16 protein-coding genes are annotated in these 16,463 nt (G+C 39.2%); 12 read left to right on the plus strand and 4 right to left on the minus strand.

Translation table 11 applies throughout. The features are described from left to right. The first annotated feature begins 102 nt into the window (after positions 1–102). The gene (locus IHV11_RS02200; protein WP_231620173.1) at positions 103–783 is read left to right on the plus strand and encodes a 3D domain-containing protein; all 681 of its coding nucleotides are present in this window, start codon (positions 103–105) and stop codon (positions 781–783) included. Positions 784–797: 14 nt separating this feature from the next. Here the strand turns inward: IHV11_RS02200 and IHV11_RS02205 are convergent, their stop codons facing one another. Together IHV11_RS02205 and IHV11_RS02210 are read right to left on the minus strand one after the other, a co-directional pair. Further along, entirely contained in the window at positions 798–1,628 is an 831-nt protein-coding gene (locus IHV11_RS02205) for an ABC transporter substrate-binding protein (RefSeq protein ID WP_197193562.1), read from the minus strand. Between the two features lie 13 nt (positions 1,629–1,641). Then, entirely contained in the window at positions 1,642–2,124 is a 483-nt protein-coding gene (locus tag IHV11_RS02210; RefSeq protein WP_197132004.1) for a divergent PAP2 family protein, read from the minus strand. Between the two features lie 118 nt (positions 2,125–2,242). Here IHV11_RS02210 and IHV11_RS02215 point away from each other — a divergent pair, with 118 nt between their 5' ends. The 4 genes from IHV11_RS02215 (at position 2,243) to IHV11_RS02230 (ending at position 5,932) form a co-directional block, all read left to right on the plus strand. After that, a complete protein-coding gene (locus IHV11_RS02215) occupies positions 2,243–2,620 on the plus strand; it encodes a DUF309 domain-containing protein (protein ID WP_197193563.1) in 378 nt (125 codons plus the stop codon). 81 nt (positions 2,621–2,701) lie between these two features. Then, complete coding sequence (locus IHV11_RS02220; protein WP_197193564.1) at positions 2,702–4,189, plus strand: leucyl aminopeptidase; 1,488 nt, start codon at positions 2,702–2,704, stop codon at positions 4,187–4,189. A 148-nt stretch (positions 4,190–4,337) separates the two neighbouring features. Continuing rightward, complete coding sequence (locus IHV11_RS02225) at positions 4,338–5,657, plus strand: Na+/H+ antiporter family protein (protein ID WP_197193565.1); 1,320 nt, start codon at positions 4,338–4,340, stop codon at positions 5,655–5,657. 125 nt (positions 5,658–5,782) lie between these two features. Next, a complete protein-coding gene (locus IHV11_RS02230; protein ID WP_197131995.1) occupies positions 5,783–5,932 on the plus strand; it encodes a hypothetical protein in 150 nt (49 codons plus the stop codon). Positions 5,933–5,980: 48 nt separating this feature from the next. Here IHV11_RS02230 and IHV11_RS02235 read toward each other — a convergent pair whose 3' ends face one another. Then, the gene (locus IHV11_RS02235) at positions 5,981–7,150 is read right to left on the minus strand and encodes a CapA family protein (RefSeq protein ID WP_370568615.1); all 1,170 of its coding nucleotides are present in this window, start codon (positions 7,148–7,150) and stop codon (positions 5,981–5,983) included. 103 nt (positions 7,151–7,253) lie between these two features. Here IHV11_RS02235 and kynU point away from each other — a divergent pair, with 103 nt between their 5' ends. The 4 genes from kynU to IHV11_RS02255 all read left to right on the plus strand — a co-directional run bounded on the left by kynU (position 7,254) and on the right by IHV11_RS02255 (position 10,763). Then, positions 7,254–8,525 carry a kynureninase gene (gene kynU, locus IHV11_RS02240; RefSeq protein WP_197193567.1) on the plus strand — a complete coding sequence of 424 codons (1,272 nt, stop codon included), beginning with the start codon at positions 7,254–7,256 and terminating at the stop codon, positions 8,523–8,525. Between the two features lie 12 nt (positions 8,526–8,537). Further along, positions 8,538–9,164, plus strand: coding sequence for an arylformamidase (kynB, locus tag IHV11_RS02245; protein ID WP_197193568.1), 627 nt, complete (start codon positions 8,538–8,540; stop codon positions 9,162–9,164). A gap of 159 nt (positions 9,165–9,323) precedes the next feature. Further along, a complete protein-coding gene (locus tag IHV11_RS02250; RefSeq protein ID WP_197189658.1) occupies positions 9,324–9,626 on the plus strand; it encodes a hypothetical protein in 303 nt (100 codons plus the stop codon). A 6-nt stretch (positions 9,627–9,632) separates the two neighbouring features. Then, positions 9,633–10,763, plus strand: coding sequence for a conserved virulence factor C family protein (locus tag IHV11_RS02255; RefSeq protein WP_197193569.1), 1,131 nt, complete (start codon positions 9,633–9,635; stop codon positions 10,761–10,763). Between the two features lie 69 nt (positions 10,764–10,832). Here IHV11_RS02255 and IHV11_RS02260 read toward each other — a convergent pair whose 3' ends face one another. Next, positions 10,833–11,717, minus strand: coding sequence for an alpha/beta fold hydrolase (locus IHV11_RS02260; protein ID WP_197193570.1), 885 nt, complete (start codon positions 11,715–11,717; stop codon positions 10,833–10,835). 539 nt (positions 11,718–12,256) lie between these two features. Here IHV11_RS02260 and IHV11_RS02265 point away from each other — a divergent pair. The 3 genes from IHV11_RS02265 (at position 12,257) to asnB (ending at position 16,406) form a co-directional block, all read left to right on the plus strand. Further along, entirely contained in the window at positions 12,257–12,412 is a 156-nt protein-coding gene (locus IHV11_RS02265) for a sporulation protein YjcZ (RefSeq protein WP_197131979.1), read from the plus strand. Positions 12,413–12,878: 466 nt separating this feature from the next. Continuing rightward, positions 12,879–14,261: a class II fumarate hydratase gene (locus tag IHV11_RS02270; RefSeq protein ID WP_197193571.1), complete on the plus strand. Its 1,383-nt coding sequence runs from the start codon at positions 12,879–12,881 to the stop codon at positions 14,259–14,261. Between the two features lie 228 nt (positions 14,262–14,489). Continuing rightward, entirely contained in the window at positions 14,490–16,406 is a 1,917-nt protein-coding gene (asnB, locus tag IHV11_RS02275; RefSeq protein ID WP_197193572.1) for an asparagine synthase (glutamine-hydrolyzing), read from the plus strand. Positions 16,407–16,463: the final 57 nt, after the last annotated feature.

Consider the following 16,463-nt stretch of genomic DNA (forward strand, 5'->3'; position numbering starts at 1 on the left):
ATTTAGGGGTTTTTTTATTTGCACTTTTTTCCTTTTATTAAGAAACGGGTATACATAATAACTAGCCTGGGAAGGAATAGATAGGAGAGGAGTGGACAATTTTTGTTGATTTTAAGAAAAATTGTAAAGAGAACCACGATCGTTATCCTATTCATCTGTGCAATATTTACGACATTTCGTTCCATTTCTGGTGTACAAGCAGATGATCTAGCAACATGGCTAGATGAAACACAGTCAGACAACAAGATTGTTGAGGCTACACTTAGTGTTTTAACAGAGTCCCTGAAGACATTGCCTACAATTTATAACCCTAACATGATGGTTTCTTCTGCTGAGGTGAAGCAGCGATCCCTTGAAGATGAGATGAATCTTACTCAATATCCCTCAGTTAAAGTAACAGCAACTGGCTATACGGCAGGTCATGAGAGTACAGGAAAGACTAAAAGTCATCCTGCATACGGAATCACCAAATCAGGGTTAAAGGTGAGAAGAGACCTCTATTCTACCATTGCAGCAGATACTTCAATCTTTCCGATAGGCACCGTTCTATGGATTCCAGGATACGGATATGGAGTAGTGGCAGATACTGGATCAGCCATTAAAGGGAACAGGTTAGATCTCTTTTATAATACGGTAGACGAAGTGTATAAAGAGTGGGGCAAGAAAAATATTGATGTGTATATTGTCGAGCGTGGAGACGGAAAGATAACTGAAAATGAACTGAATGATCTAAACGAAGAAAAGTCCATGCAAGTGTTCAGACAGCAATACTTATATAAATGATGAAAGCTTCAGGTTTAAGTGACCTGAAGCTTTTTTATGTAGCTTTCCTCTTCTTCTGGTAAGAATGCAGGAAAGTCATTCGGATGAACAAGTGCAGCTAATCGTTTCATTCCGATGATTAACCGTGGTGAGGGTCTACAAAAGAGGGATTCTTCAAGTTTGTAGATTTCAGTGCGCGTGTTAGCTTCTAGATGGTCCCATCCCTCTCTCTTTTTAATGTGGGAAACCTTCATCTTTTCTGTTTTAACACCGACCCAAACCATTCCTATGATATCTGGCTCGCGAGTTACAACATCTTCCCACGATGTTTGAACACTTGCCAATTCTACGTCTTGAAACACGTTTTCTCCGCCAGCAAGATAAGCGATCTCTGAGAGCCAGTTCACCCTACCAGGTGTAAAGATGGGCTTAGGCCACCACTCAAAATATACTTTTTTTCGTTTTTTTATGGAGCTGCTAATTTTATCGTAGTGAGTAATCTCATTCTTCATCCATTCATTTACTTTTTCAGCTTCTGGCAAATGATTTGTTACTTTACCCAAATCGAGCAGATCATTTTGGATATCAGTAAGACTTTGTGGATTATAAATGACATGTGGAATATTACGACGCTCTAATTCCTCTATGTTTTTCTCCATTCCAGGTACACTTAAACTAGCTAGTACAAGATCAGGCTCTAGAGATTGAAGTTTATCCATATCAATCGATAAATCTGGACCTAATCTCGGAAGTTGTTCAATTTCTTTTGGCCAATCTGAAAAGTCATCGACTCCGACCAACATTGATGTTAATCCTAAAAAATGCAACAGTTCCGTATTGCTTGGGCAAATTGAAATGATTCTCAAAGAGAAGAACCTCCTATGATATGAACAACCATGATAAGAGTAATGTTTGAAGAATACCAAGAAGTCCGCCAAAGAACACTTCACTAGGACGATGTCCAAGAAGTTCTTTTAATTCTTTTCTTTGTTCTTCCACCTTTTTTTCCTGAAATTTCTCTGATTCTCTTACGTGGTTTCTGAATTCCTCTACTAAATCATTCAATACTGCTGCTTGTTCTCCTGCATGCCAACGGATACCTTTTGCATCGTACATGACGATGATCGCAAACATGGCAGCTATGGCGAAAAGAGTTGAACCTGTACCGTGCAAGGCTCCAACGGCTGTTGCTAAGGAAGTAACAGAAGCTGAATGTGAACTTGGCATTCCTCCTGTACTTATAAATAACTCCCATCTAATTTTTCTAGTATGATAAAAATGGATAGGGATTTTTAAGAATTGTGCAGAAAATACACCAAGTAAAGCTGCTATCAATGGAAAATTTAATAGAATATCTGGCATGGGGACTATCCTTTCAATATGGTGGTTTATAGTATGGCTGTTTTAGATAGTTGTTACCCGATTTAGGTACAGTTCAATCTTTTACTAATATTGAACGAAAGAGGGGGAGGGAGTAAGAATGGAGTATTTTCCTCAAGAATATTACGAGTTTTTTATTGTTTTTAACGATGGAGATTATTACACAGGACACGATTTGTTAGAAGCGATCTGGCTCACAGATCGCAGTAACTTGTTCATCAAAGGACTGCTACAGATGACGGTTGCTCTCTATCACTATGAATATGGAAACCTTAAAGGGGCAAGGCAAATGATGAGGGTAGCTAAAGAGTATCTATCTTCGTATAAACCATCGTATTGGCAGCTGGATGTAGAGAGAGTATTGATGTTTATTGAGCATTGCCTTGGAGTTATACCATCAGTTCCAGACAGGGTAAGATTTGAAGAAGTTGTTCAATTGCCAGTCCTGCCAAAACTTTATATAAATTTAGAAGAATAAAGCAACGTGAATTCGAAATATTCTAAAAGAAAGAGTATAATGAGAAGCAGAGCTTTATAACGAAAAAGGGGGAACTTTAACATGTTTACGATCAAACAACTTTGGAATAGCAGCGAACAAGAAGAAGTCCTACTGGTCGGTTTATTTCAAGAACCAAAACTTACTGGTGTAATGGCAGATATGGATAATGAATTAAAAGGAATAATGACTGATCTTATAAAAGACGGTGATTTATCAAATCGCCTAAAAAGCATCAAAAAACTTAATACGCTAGGTCAGCTTGGAACGAAAAGAATCTATTTTGCGGGTTTAGGCAAACGCGAAGATTTCACGTATGACAAAGCAAGAAGCACATTTGGAAGAGCGGTACAAGAAATTACAAAAGAAAAGAGAAAACAATTTTCTATATTGCTAGATACGTTCCATACAGATCAGCTCCCTATGGAAAAGCTTGCACATGCCTTTAGTGAAGCTGCAGGTACCGCGGTTTATAAATTTGAAGACTATAAAAAGAAAACGAATGAACCACAAAAACGGCTAGAAGCGGTTACTGTATATACGGAAAACAGTGAGGCTGAAGCTGGGCTGACGAGCGGGTTTGCTTATGCGAAAGGGATTAACTTTGCTCGAGATCTTGTGAACACACCTGCGAATCTTCTTACACCTACAGATCTTGCTGCTGAAGCAATTGATGTTGCGCTCGAATATGGCATGGAATATGAGATCCTTGAAAAGGAAGACATGGAGAAGCTAGGAATGGGAGCGATACTCGCTGTTAGTAAAGGGTCAGATCAGCTTCCTAAGTTGATCACAGTAAAATATCAAGGCGGTAAAAAGGAAGATTCGTATGTTGCCTTAGTCGGAAAAGGATTAACATTTGATGCGGGCGGTTATTCGATCAAACCAGCATTAAACATGCATGAAATGAAGAGCGATATGGGTGGAAGTGCAGCTGTATTGGGAGCGATGGAGGCGATCGGCCGTCTGAAGCCAGAGATTAATATCATGTTTGTGATTCCATCCTCAGAGAACTTGATCAACGGAGAGGCTATGAAGCCAGGAGATGTGATCACTTCACTGAGTGGTAAGACAATTGAAGTTCGCAACACGGATGCAGAAGGGCGTCTTATCCTAGCTGATGCGATTACGTATGCAAAGGAACAAGGAGCAAAATATATTGTTGACGTTGCCACTTTAACTGGCGGAGTTGTTGTTGCACTCGGAGATTGTACAACAGGTGCTCTTACCAACGATGAAGAGTTCTATGAACATATTAAGCAATCTGCAGCTGATGAAGCAGAATTATTGTGGCTCCTGCCAAGTTTTCAGCCATTTAAAGATATGTTAAAAACAAGTGATGTTGCAGACCTAAATAATTCAACAGGCAGGCTGGGTCATGCCATTACAGGTGGATTGTTTGTAGGCGAGTTCGCCGAAAGTACGCCTTGGGTCCACTTAGATATCGCAGGTACTGCGTATTCTGGAAAATCTACAGAGTTAGGTCCAAAAGGAGCAACAGGTGTTATGGTTCGAACACTCGTTAACTTCGTAAGAAACTTTAAAGCATAATCAATAATCGAAGCTGGTTCTCACTGATGAGAGCCAGTTTTTGTTTTGGATTTGACAAAATCCCGTTATCCATGTTAATTTGTTAAAGGTTTAACATATTAGTGATTTAGCGAAATAAAGCAATAAAGTTATTTGAGGAGGAAATGAAATGAATGCTGTGGTATTAGCGGTAGCTGTTATGCTAGTACTTAGCCTTTTACGTATACATGTTGTCGTAGCTTTGTTAATCGGAGCCTTAGTAGGCGGATTCGTAGCAGGAATGGGTTTAACAGAAACCATAACAGTATTTACTGAGGGGTTAGGATCGAATGCAGTCATCGCATTAAGTTATGCGTTATTAGGAAGTTTTGCTGTAGCGTTATCTCGTACAGGACTTCCAAAACTGATGGTTGAAAAAGCTATCGTATTGGTTGGAAAAGAAGGAGAATCAAAAAAGAAGTCGTTATCAAAAGTACTAATCTTATTTATCATCCTTATGATTTCTTCATTCTCCCAAAACTTAATTCCAGTTCATATTGCGATCATTCCAATCTTCATTCCACCATTGTTGCACGTTTTAAATGAACTGCAGCTTGATCGTAGGTTAGTTGCAACTGTTATTACGTTTGGATTGGTCACACCTTATATGTGGTTTCCGGTAGGATTCGGAGGAATCTTTCATGAGATTCTTCAGACGAACATGAAGGATAGTGGACTGACTGTTAAGATGGACCAGATTCCAGCTGCGATGACGATTCCATCTCTAGGCATGATTGTAGGTCTATTGATCGCTGTCTTTATTACGTATCGTAAACCACGCATTTATGAAGATAGAACGACCGGAATGACTAAAACAGATGATGTATCTTATACAGCTCGTTCCATCATTGTAGCTGTTTTGGCAATTGTCGCTACATTGTTTGTACAATTACAAACGGACTCAATGATCTTCGGAGCTTTATCAGGGATTATCGTTCTGTATTTCAGCGGACAGTTAAAGTTGAATGCTTCAGATGCAATATTAACTGAAGGTATGAAAATGATGTCGTATATTGGATTTGTTATGATCACTGCTGCAGGTTTTGCAGCAGTAATGCGCGAGACAGGAGAAGTAGAAACATTAGTTAAAGACAGTGCTTCATTTATCGGTAACTCGACTGCTCTCGGCATACTGTTAATGCTAGTTATCGGTCTGCTCGTAACAATGGGAATCGGTTCATCGTTCTCAACAATTCCTATCATAACAACAATCTTCGTACCCTTAGCTGGAGAATTAGGACTAAGCGTTATGGCGACGATCGCGTTGATCGGTACAGCGGCTGCGTTAGGTGATGCAGGTTCCCCTGCTTCTGACAGTACACTTGGACCTACTTCTGGTCTTAATGTTGATAATCAGCATAATCACATCTGGGATACGTGTGTGCCGACATTTTTGCATTACAACATCCCATTAATCGCTTTTGGATTTATTGCAGCGATGGTACTATAAAAAAGTTTGTTTTCACTGAGAAACCGCCATGTGCGGTTTTTTTGTTTATCATCAGAAATTTATCGGTTCATCTCATGCTATTTTTCAGCATAAATACACATGCTAAAAACAAGGAGGGAAAGACCATGACAAAACGGAAACACGCTTGGGATGCAGCAGCGAAAAACAACTCAACACCAACAGAAAGCATGACAAATGTAGAATTTTCTGACGAAAAATTTAGTGATGAATTACCAAAAAGAGATACCCAAAGCCCAAGATCAAAAGGAAAGTAAAAGTAAGCTGACTCCTAAAAAGCAGGAGTCAGCTATTTTTATGAAGGATTATTCAAAAAAAGTAAGTTCGGGAACCCACTGCTTCATATGAGTTTTTATTTCTTCATAAGATTTTTTCGTTCCAGGTAATTCTTTCATCGGTTGAATTACAAAAGCTTGATCTACATGGGTCGCCAGAAATTTCGGTTCTGATAATTCAATGGTTTTTTCCGATCCTTTTTGCCGTTTTGTTACCTTCAGCTGAACGATCCCACCAATGTCTTTATATTCTCGTCTTTGACCAGATAAGAAATTACCGAGAGAATAAGCGACGAACGTTTTTGATCCGTCACTTGCGGTCTCCCATTTTACAGGCTGAAGAACATGAGGGTGGTGACCGATGATGATGTCTCCGCCTGCTTCGGTTACAACTTTTACGATATTCTTTTGAAACTCATTCGGCATCCTTTCATACTCGTTTCCGAAATGAAGAGATACCACATTCACATCAGATAACTTTCTAGCCTCTTTAATGTCTCGCTTGATCCGCTCTACTTCAATCAGATTGACAAGATGATCCTTGCCTGTAGGTACAGGAATTCCGTTCGTTCCGTATGTATAACTCAAAAAGGATAACGTAATGTCATTTCTTTTGATCAGTCTAATATTTTGTCTGTCTTTGTCTGTTAAATATGAACCGGTGTACATCACATCTATTTGATTCCAATAGTTCAAGGCACTTACGATCGCTTTTTCTCCACGGTCAAGTGTATGGTTATTTGCTAAGGTAACGAGATCAACACCGTTTGCTTTTAAAGCATCACCTACTTCATGTGGTGAATTGAACGAGGGATAGGACGATAGACCAAGCTGTGTACCACCAATCATTGTTTCTTGGTTAGCAATCGTAATATCAGGCTCGGTTAAATATGATTTTACTGAGGTGAAGTTGCGATTAAAATCATAGCCTTTTGCAGTTTTCGCTTTATTATAAACCGTATCATGAATCAAGATGTCACCAACTGCAGCAAGTGTGAGATCTGTTTTTATTTCTTCAGGCTCCGGAGAAATCGGCTCTGTCTTTATTACTTCTGGCGTAGATGTGTTTTCTTGTTTCGGTATCTTTTTTTCTTCTACCGTTTGTAAATCTGCGTTATTATACATATATATAAATGCGATTGTCGAAAAGAATACGACTACAATACCTGTGAACCACCAAAGACGTTTCAGTGGTAACACCCCCTTTCTGTCTATCATAATGGAAGAAGAGGGGATATGTATATGTCAAATTACTCTGTATTGGAAACGTTTTCAATTCTTGCATTCGGGAGGAAAGTACAAAATGAGACAAATAACAGCGCAAACAGTAGACCTTATGGACCAAAATGATGAACTGGCTTCTTTTAAAGAAGAGTTCTATACAAAAGATGAATCAATCTATCTAGATGGAAACTCGCTAGGTCTTCTATCTAAACGTGCAGAACAATCTTTGCTCGATGTATTAAATGACTGGAAAGAGAATGGAATTGACGGATGGATGGGTGGTAAATACCCATGGTTTACTCTTAGTGAAAAACTTGCTGAGAAACTTGCTATATTGGTTGGAGCTGAAGCGAAAGAAGTGATCGTAACAGGTTCAACTACTGTAAATCTTCATCAATTGGTCGCTACGTTTTTTGAACCAAAAGAGGGAAGAACGAAGATATTAGCAGATGAGCTCACTTTCCCTTCTGATATTTATGGCTTACAAAGTCAGTTAAAATTAAAGGGGCTCAATCCAGATACTGATTTGATTCAAGTAGGAAGCAAGAATGGCTTAACGCTTGATGAACAAGATATTATTGATAGGATGACAGAGGATGTAGCTCTTATCTTACTTCCATCTGTCCTATATAGAAGCGGGCAATTGTTAGACATAGAACGTTTAACACGTGAAGCACATAAAAGAAATATACCAATCGGATTCGATCTTTGTCACTCGATCGGAGCTCTTCCTCACGAACTCAGTAAATGGGGCGTTGATTTTGCATTTTGGTGCAATTACAAATACGTAAATGGAGGTCCTGGTGGAGTCGGTGGATTGTATGTCAATAAAAAGCATTTCACGAAAACGCCTGGGCTATCTGGCTGGTTTGGGAGCAAAAAGGAAACACAGTTTGATATGGATCACCATTTTGATGCAGAAAATTCTGCGGGGGGTTACCAGATTGGAACACCGCATATGCTGAGCACAGCACCATTGATCGGATCGTTATCTATTTTTGAGGAAGCCAAGATCGACCGCATTCGTACGAAATCTTTAAAGTTAACGACTCTGCTCATGGACTTGTTGAATCAAGAGCTTGAAAACGAGTTTACGATCGTAAATCCACTAGACGATAAAAGAAGAGGCGGGCATGTTGCTCTCATGCATAATGATTCTGCGAGAATTTGCAAGGCATTAAAAGACAATGGCATCGTTCCGGATTTTAGAGCACCTAACATTATTCGTTTAGCTCCTGTGGCATTGTATAATTCTTATCGTGATGTATTCGAAGCAGTCAAAATATTAAGCAAGATCATGAAAAATCGTGAATATGAGAAGTATGAAAATAAGAGAGAAGTTATTGCATAAGGAGTGGCAGTCGTGAAATTATTTGATATATCCATGCCGCTTTACAACGGAGTACCAGGTTGGCCAGGGGATACACCGTATCACTTCAATCTTGCTTGGACGAAAGAAGATTCTGGTTCTGTAAACGTTGGAAAAGTGGAGATGAGCACACATACCGGTACACATATTGATGCACCTTATCACTTCACGAATAGCGGAGAAAGGATCGGGGGCTTAAACCTCGACTTATATGTGGGAAGAGCGGTCGTTATTGATGTGACGAACGCTAAAGAGATAACGGCTGAGACAGTGAAAGATAAACTGCAAGCTGGTACAAAACGAGTTCTGTTTAAAACAAGATGTTGGACAGATCGGTCCGTGTTTCCAAAACAGATCGTGCCTATATTACCAGAAGTGGTTAAACTGTTTAGCGAGTGCGGAGTCGGCTTGGTCGGTGTAGATATGCCTTCCGTTGATCCACTAGATAGCAAAGAGCTATGTGCACATCATGCTCTTTTTGAGAACAACATTTATATATTAGAAGGACTTGTATTAGATGAAGTGCCTGAAGGAGAATACGAGTTGATCGCTCTTCCACTTTCCCTTGACGAGGCTGATGGAAGTCCTGTGAGAGCCGTTCTTAGAGAACTAGTAAAATAACCTTCTAGATAAACAAACACGAAATGATGTGTTTGTTTTTTCTTTTTGTAATAATAATTGATGATGGGTCTCGCTGTGTTGCTAAAGTAAAACCTGCATTTTTGAGATTTTACCTATTGTTCCTTATAATAGATAAGAGATATTACTTGGAGGACGGCTATGTACAAATATGGATTTACTAATTATTTTGAAGGAACCTTACACTTTACAGGGCATGATGTGGTGCAGGTTGGTCCATGGACAAATGTATATGTTTCTTTTGAGATAGACAACCTTGAGATTTTTCCTGAAGGACTCAATGAGCCAAGTGCGTTAGCTGTCTATAATGGAAATGGTGAGCTGCAAGAAATCATTGCGCACGATGAAGGTGTTGATTGTGAATATAAGTTCACGGACAAGGAAAAAGAACAGATCAACGAATATCTGCTACGCATAGATTTGAAACACGAAAATGAGGAGTGAGTGAAAATGAAAATTACAGGTATCGAACCAACTCCAAGTCCAAATTCAATGAAGATTAACCTAACAGAAACTCTGCCGGGATCTGAACGTTACAACTATAAGAAAGATGAAGCTGAGAATGCTCCAGAATTTATTCAAGAGATCCTTAAAGTGGACGGGGTTAAAAGCATTTATCATGTTGCAGACTTCATTGCACTAGAACGAAACCCTCGAGCGAAATGGGAAGATGTACTCGCGGGAGTTAGATCCGTTTTTGGTCAAGAAGAAGAGCTTGATACTTCTGATCAACAAGCTCAGCAAGAAGATGAGATAAAAGAAATTACGGTTCTTGTTCAGATGTTTAGAGGACTTCCTATGCAGATCAAACTTAAAACCGAACAGGAAGAAAGACGAGTAGGACTCGCTGAGCGATTTGGTAAAGCTGCACTAGAGGCTCAAGATTCTTCCGATAACCTTGTTATGGAAAGACAATGGGAAGATCAAGGAGTTCGTTATGGTACATTTGAACAAGTAGGCAGTGAAGTAGCCGAAGAGCTATCAGCCGTCTATCCTCAAGAACGATTAGATCAATTAGTAAAACAAGCATATAGCACAAATACCGAACAAGAAGTTGAAGTCGAAACACTTTCCACTTCAGAAGTAGCGAAACAACTTCGCGACTCAGATTGGCAGACACGTTATGCGGCATTAGAACGAATAAACCCATCTATTGATGATGTAATGGTATTGAAACAGGCTCTTAAAGACGAAAAACCTTCTATAAGACGTTTGGCTGTCGTCTATTTAGGAATGATCGAGGATGAAGCTGTGCTACCCCTCTTATACTTAGCTCTTGAGGATAAGAATGTTTCGGTAAGACGTACAGCAGGTGATGCATTATCTGATCTAGGAAATGCAAAAGCCATCCCTGTAATGTGTGATGCATTATCCGATAAAAATAAACTAGTAAGATGGAGAGCGGCGCGCTTTTTATTTGAAGTTGGTGACGAGACAGCACTTCCTGCTTTAAAAGCAGCTCAAGATGATCCTGAGTTTGAAGTATCTCTTCAAGTGAAAATTGCGATCGAACGGATCCAAAGCGGTGAAGAGGCAGCGGGGACAGTGTGGCAACAGATGACAAAGAGTCGCGAACAATAAAAAAGAGGTTGAGCCTGTTAGGAGACATGGGTTCAGCCTCTTTTATTAATTATATTACATCAGAAATGATCAGGATGTTTCTTGTTGAAAATCAGTTCCGTGAGTGATTCCTCGCTCAATAAAACGTGTGATTTCACTGCATATTTCTTGGGGCTTTTCTTCCATCAGCAGATGTCCGCATTTATCATAGACGATAAGTTCAGCGCTAGGTAGATCATGTTTTAAACGATAACCTGTTTTAACGGGCATCACTTTGTCCTCTTTGCCCCATAACATCAATACGGGCTGCTGAATCTGATTTAAATCCTGTGAGCACATATCTCCTTCTCGTTGCCGTAATAGCCTGACTAAAGAATGGATGAACGCTACCTCGCTAATCGGTTTTCTATAACTTTCAATCATTTCTTCCGTAACCAGCTTTGAGTCATGTAAGACAGAAAGTAAATTTTCTTTTACGTCTTTTCTCTGAATCCAATTGCGCATTCCCCAACTAAACAACGGTAAGTAGGAGCATGCGATTAAAGAACGGCTTGCTCTTTTTACATATGAACAACAGCCAAGAAGGATTAATTTTTCAATTCGCTCTGGAGACTTCTTTGCTGCATGCATAGAAATTTGGCCGCCCATAGAGTGCCCGATCAATATGGCGTTTTGAATGTTTAAAGCGTCTAAGAAATCTATAATCAGTTGTCCATAGTTAGAAAGCTTGTAGATGAAATTTGTCGATTTTTCACTCTGTCCAAACCCTGGAAGATCGATAGACAATACTTTATACGTCTTCGTTAAGTAAGGAAGCAGCTTTCTAAAACTAACCGTAGAAGATAAAAATCCATGCACGAGAACTAAGACTTTCGCATGTGGATCTTCGTGATCGAAGTATTCATAATAAATTTGAACATTATTCACATTGATTCGATATCCTGGATAATATTTGTGCTTTTCATCATGAGCCATGAATGTCTTACCTCCGTCCGCAGAATTCTATGAGTAGTTTCACCAATCGATCCACAAGATACAACGAGAAATTATTTCCTCTTTTTTTATTACTTTCTAAAAAATTTTGCATTCTTACATTGTTGCAGTTGATTTCCGCTCCAGGTTGCACGCTTTCCATGGGGCGATCGGTGAGCTCCCTGTCTAGTTGCAGTGACTAGCCCCTCGAGGTCAAAAGTTAAACGGTCAAGAAGGCAAAGTACGCCTTCCTAGCCCATTTATCTTTTGCTTGTCGGGGCTAAACGAGTCACTTCCACTTTTCGGACTGCCGCTTTGCGCCTTTAAGTGTCTCACCTGACCGCTCGTCCCATAGGAGTCTGCAACCTTACCCTCCAATCAACTTGCATAGAGCATCAGAAAACATCCAAAACAGCCTTTTAAAACTTAAAAAAGTAATGGAAAGCCAAAATTTGTGCGTTTGCCTCTATTCCTCTTTACCCACTTCGTACATATTTTAATAAGGAGTAAGAACGCATAAAGAAATAAGAGGAGGTAGCAGGATGGCATTTCCATATTATCCTTACTATACCCCGTATGCTTACGGAGCTTACGGTTATGGCGGCTATGGTTACGGTTGGATCTGGGCTGTAATAATTATAGTATTTATTCTCATCTTGATATTTGGTGGCTGGTGGTGGTGGAACACTAGAGACTAACAGATTAAGGCTTGGAGGTAGGGTCTTCAGGCCTTTTTTTGCTTAAGTATGGATGAACAGTTATGCGGGGATAATGAAAGAAAAAAATGGAGAGATGTTATGCATAGTCGACAAACAGTCCGCTATATATGTGAAGAATACGTAAGCGGTAACTGTTATTATTACAAAAGTGAAATCATTACACATGATAACTGGAAAAATCTTGACTCCCTTTCCTGGTCAAGGCCCCGTCCAATATCGGAAAAGACCTTTCTGAAACAAAAGAAAGCAGGGTTTAGAACAGAGCATAAGTTTATAAAAAAAGAGCCTGCTGTGGTCGTTTCACTGCACAAAACGAAAACCGTCTAACTAGGCGGTTTTTTTGTTTACAACAATTAATTACATAGTAAAGGTGTTTTTGGAAAAGGGTTACATCTTTTTTAAGAAGGGGATACAAGATATAAGGCTACTTAAGGAGGTAGAGATTTTGGATAAATTTCGAATTGCCAAAGATACGTTGGGGGAAGTAAGGGTCCCTAAAGAGGCCTACTATGGAGCTCAAACACAAAGAGCGGTAGAAAATTTTCCGATCAGCGGTATTCGGTTACCGTTATCATTCATAAAAGCACAAGCTATCATTAAAGGTAGCGCAGCCTTCGCGAATAGAGAATGTAAGGAACTAAGTAACGAAAAAGCGAATGCCATCATTTCGGCAGCAGATGAAGTAGTTAACGGCGATTTGAGAGATCAATTTGTTGTAGATGCCTATCAAGCAGGAGCGGGCACTTCTCAAAATATGAACATGAATGAGGTTCTAGCTTCACGTGCTTCTGAGATATTAGGTGGGGAAAAAGGTGATTATTCACTTGTTCACCCCAATGATGATGTGAATATGTCACAATCCACCAATGATACCATTCCGACAGCTATACAAATTTCAGTTGCATCTGAACTTCAAACAACCCTTTATCCCGCTCTTAGTCGTTTGATTCAAGTTTTGAAGGAAAAAGAAAAAGAGTTTCACGAGATTATTAAAGCGGGCAGAACACATTTGCAGGATGCTGTGCCTATTCGATTAGGCAGCGAATTCAAAGGTTACAGAGGCACACTAGAATCTGTAAAGCATGCTTTAGAACATTCAGAGACCTCTTTATATGCTTTAGGATTGGGTGGGAATGCAGTAGGTACAGGAATAAACGCTCACCCTGATTATGCACAACTCGCAATAAAACAGATTGCACAAAAAACGAAGCTGCCGTTTACACAGAGTGACAATACATATGCTTTTATGCAGAATACGAACGCAGCGATTCGAGTAAGCGGTCACTTAAAAGAATTAGCTCTCCACTTAATAAAAATATCGAGTGACCTTAGACTGTTAAGCAGTGGCCCAAGGACAGGATTTGCTGAAATCATGCTGCCAGCGGTGCAGCCAGGATCATCGATCATGCCAGGCAAGATCAACCCGGTCATTTTAGAAAACATGTATATGATCTGTTCACAAGTAATAGGTAATGACACATGTGTGTCCACAGCTGCAATCGGAAGTCAGCTAGAAATCAATGCAATGATGCCTGTAATTGGTTTCAATGTGCTCCAATCTATCACAATCTTGAGTAATGGAATCACTATCTTTACAGAAAAATGTTTAAAAGATATCACTGCTAATGAAGAGAACATACAAAATTGGCTCGAGAAGAGTCTTTCACTTGTAACAGCGCTAAACCCTCATATTGGTTATGAAAAAGCAGCAGCGGTAGCAAAAGAAAGTTTCGAGACAGGCAAGACATTAAAAGAAGTGCTGGTTGCAAAAAAGATCTTAACTAGAGAAGAAGCTGACCGAATCTTAGATCCAAACTCAATGATTTAAAGTTAGTTGTAACTTTTAAATCGCTTTTCTCGACAAATATAGTACAGATTTCTTGTTTTTCATATTATTAACAAATAATTAGTGAAGATTGGAATTTACAGAGTTATAATAGAGAAGTTCATTCACATATAAAGGGAAATAAATAATATTCTGGAAAACCAATTAGTTAACTTGGTTTAATAAATGAAAAGTGGACATTTGAACTGTTTTTTGGGGAGGAACTTGAAAATGTGCGGTTTTATTGGATATATGTTAAACACGCCTGAGACGGTAGAACAAAAAGAAACTGAGCAATTAATCAATATGACTAACATCATTACTCATCGAGGTCCAGATGATAGTGGTCATTTTGTAGATCAGTATGTTCGCTTCGGTTTTCGCCGTCTGAGCATCATTGATATAGAAAGTGGTAAACAACCACTTTCATACGAAGATGACCGTTATTGGATTATTTTTAATGGTGAAATATATAATTATGTTGAAATAAGAAAAGATCTAGAAGAAAAAGGATATATGTTTAAAACCCATTCGGATACCGAAGTAATCCTCGCTCTTTTTAGTGAGAGAAGAGAAAAAGCCTTTACTGAACTTCGAGGGATGTTTGGCTTTTTAATCTGGGATAAAGATAAGAAAGAGCTTTATGGAGCAAGAGACCGTTTCGGGATCAAACCTTTTTTCTATCTTGAGGATGAAGAAGGACTATACTGTGCTTCTGAAAAGAAAAGTATTAACGTTGTTAAAGAAAAGCAAGAAGTAGATGCCGAAGCACTTCATCATTATTTGACCTATCAATTCGTGCCAGAGCCAATGACTTTAACAAAGGGGATCAAAAAGCTTGAACCTGGCCATTATTTTGTAAAAAAAGCGGGCAGACCGATGTCTATCCAATCGTATTGGAAGCCTAGTTTTAAACCAAATAATATGACACTTGAAGAAGCGAAGAATGAAATTCGTTCTGTTATGCGAGATTCAGTAAAAGTTCATATGCGTTCTGACGTTCCTGTAGGGGCTTTCTTGTCTGGAGGAATAGATTCAAGTGCAATTGTCGCTTTAGCGAGTGAACTGCACCCATCGCTAAAAACGTTTACGGTCGGATTTGAAAGAGAAGGGTTTAGTGAGATTGATGTAGCTGTTCAAACTGCTGCTGCATTAAACGTTGAAAATATCCACTATTTAGTTAAACCTGAAGAATATATTAAAGAACTTCCAAAAATCATCTGGCATATGGATGATCCAGTAGCTGATCCAGCAGCTGTTCCCCTGTATTTTGTCGCTCGTGAAGCAGCAAAACACGTGACAGTAGTTCTTTCTGGAGAAGGTGCTGATGAGTTGTTTGGAGGATACAACATCTATCATGAACCTCACTCATTAAGACATCTTTCTTCATTGCCAAAAGGTGTTGCAAAAGGGTTAGCTGCCATCGCAAGCATCCTACCTGAAGGTGTTAAAGGGAAGAGTTTTATGCAGCGAGGAAGTATGACAATTGAAGAACGTTATATTGGAAATGCGAAAATGTTCTCAGAGAGTGAAAAAAGCAAACTCTTAAAAGAATATCGTCCTGCTTATAACTACAAAAATGTAACTAAGCCGTTGTATGAGGAAGCGAGAGCTTTTCACGATGTTCATAAAATGCAATATATTGATCTTCATACTTGGATGAGAGGCGATATTCTCGTTAAGGCTGATAAGATGACGATGGCTCATTCGCTAGAGCTAAGGGTGCCTTTCCTTGATAAAGAAGTATTCGATGTTGCTTCCAAATTGCATCCAAGTCTTACAGTAACGAATGGAACAACAAAATATGCACTAAGGGAAGCGATGAATGGGATCGTTCCTGATTCTGTGCTGCATCGCCGTAAGTTAGGTTTCCCTGTTCCAATTCGACATTGGTTAAAAAATGAGATGTATGATTGGGCTATACAACTCATACAGACGAGTCATACAGACCAATATCTTAATAAAGATGTAGTACTGAATCTTTTAGAAGGACACCGAGCTGGCAGAGGCGATTACAGCAGAAAAATATGGACAGTACTCATGTTCATGTTGTGGCATCAAATAAATATTGAGAAAATGTATCACTTTGGTGAAGACCTCTCACCAAAACAAGATCAAATTCAAGAAATGATGGTTTCAAGTCGATAAAACACACTCTTTATTAGTTTTGCTTGTATGATTTAGTTATGTTATACTTAACAGGTT

Origin of the sequence: Fictibacillus sp. 26RED30, from assembly GCF_015903845.1 — a bacterium.
GTDB lineage: Bacteria > Bacillota > Bacilli > Bacillales > Fictibacillaceae > Fictibacillus > Fictibacillus phosphorivorans.

Coding starts and splice junctions, on each gene's coding strand:
- IHV11_RS02210 (WP_197132004.1), bottom strand. CDS start 2,124: ATGCCAGATATTCTATTAAATTTTCCATTGATAGCAGCTTTACTTGGT.
- IHV11_RS02215 (WP_197193563.1), top strand. CDS start 2,243: ATGGAGTATTTTCCTCAAGAATATTACGAGTTTTTTATTGTTTTTAAC.
- IHV11_RS02220 (WP_197193564.1), top strand. CDS start 2,702: ATGTTTACGATCAAACAACTTTGGAATAGCAGCGAACAAGAAGAAGTC.
- IHV11_RS02225 (WP_197193565.1), top strand. CDS start 4,338: ATGAATGCTGTGGTATTAGCGGTAGCTGTTATGCTAGTACTTAGCCTT.
- IHV11_RS02230 (WP_197131995.1), top strand. CDS start 5,783: ATGACAAAACGGAAACACGCTTGGGATGCAGCAGCGAAAAACAACTCA.
- kynU (WP_197193567.1), top strand. CDS start 7,254: ATGAGACAAATAACAGCGCAAACAGTAGACCTTATGGACCAAAATGAT.
- IHV11_RS02250 (WP_197189658.1), top strand. CDS start 9,324: ATGTACAAATATGGATTTACTAATTATTTTGAAGGAACCTTACACTTT.
- IHV11_RS02255 (WP_197193569.1), top strand. CDS start 9,633: ATGAAAATTACAGGTATCGAACCAACTCCAAGTCCAAATTCAATGAAG.
- IHV11_RS02260 (WP_197193570.1), bottom strand. CDS start 11,717: ATGGCTCATGATGAAAAGCACAAATATTATCCAGGATATCGAATCAAT.
- IHV11_RS02265 (WP_197131979.1), top strand. CDS start 12,257: ATGGCATTTCCATATTATCCTTACTATACCCCGTATGCTTACGGAGCT.
- asnB (WP_197193572.1), top strand. CDS start 14,490: ATGTGCGGTTTTATTGGATATATGTTAAACACGCCTGAGACGGTAGAA.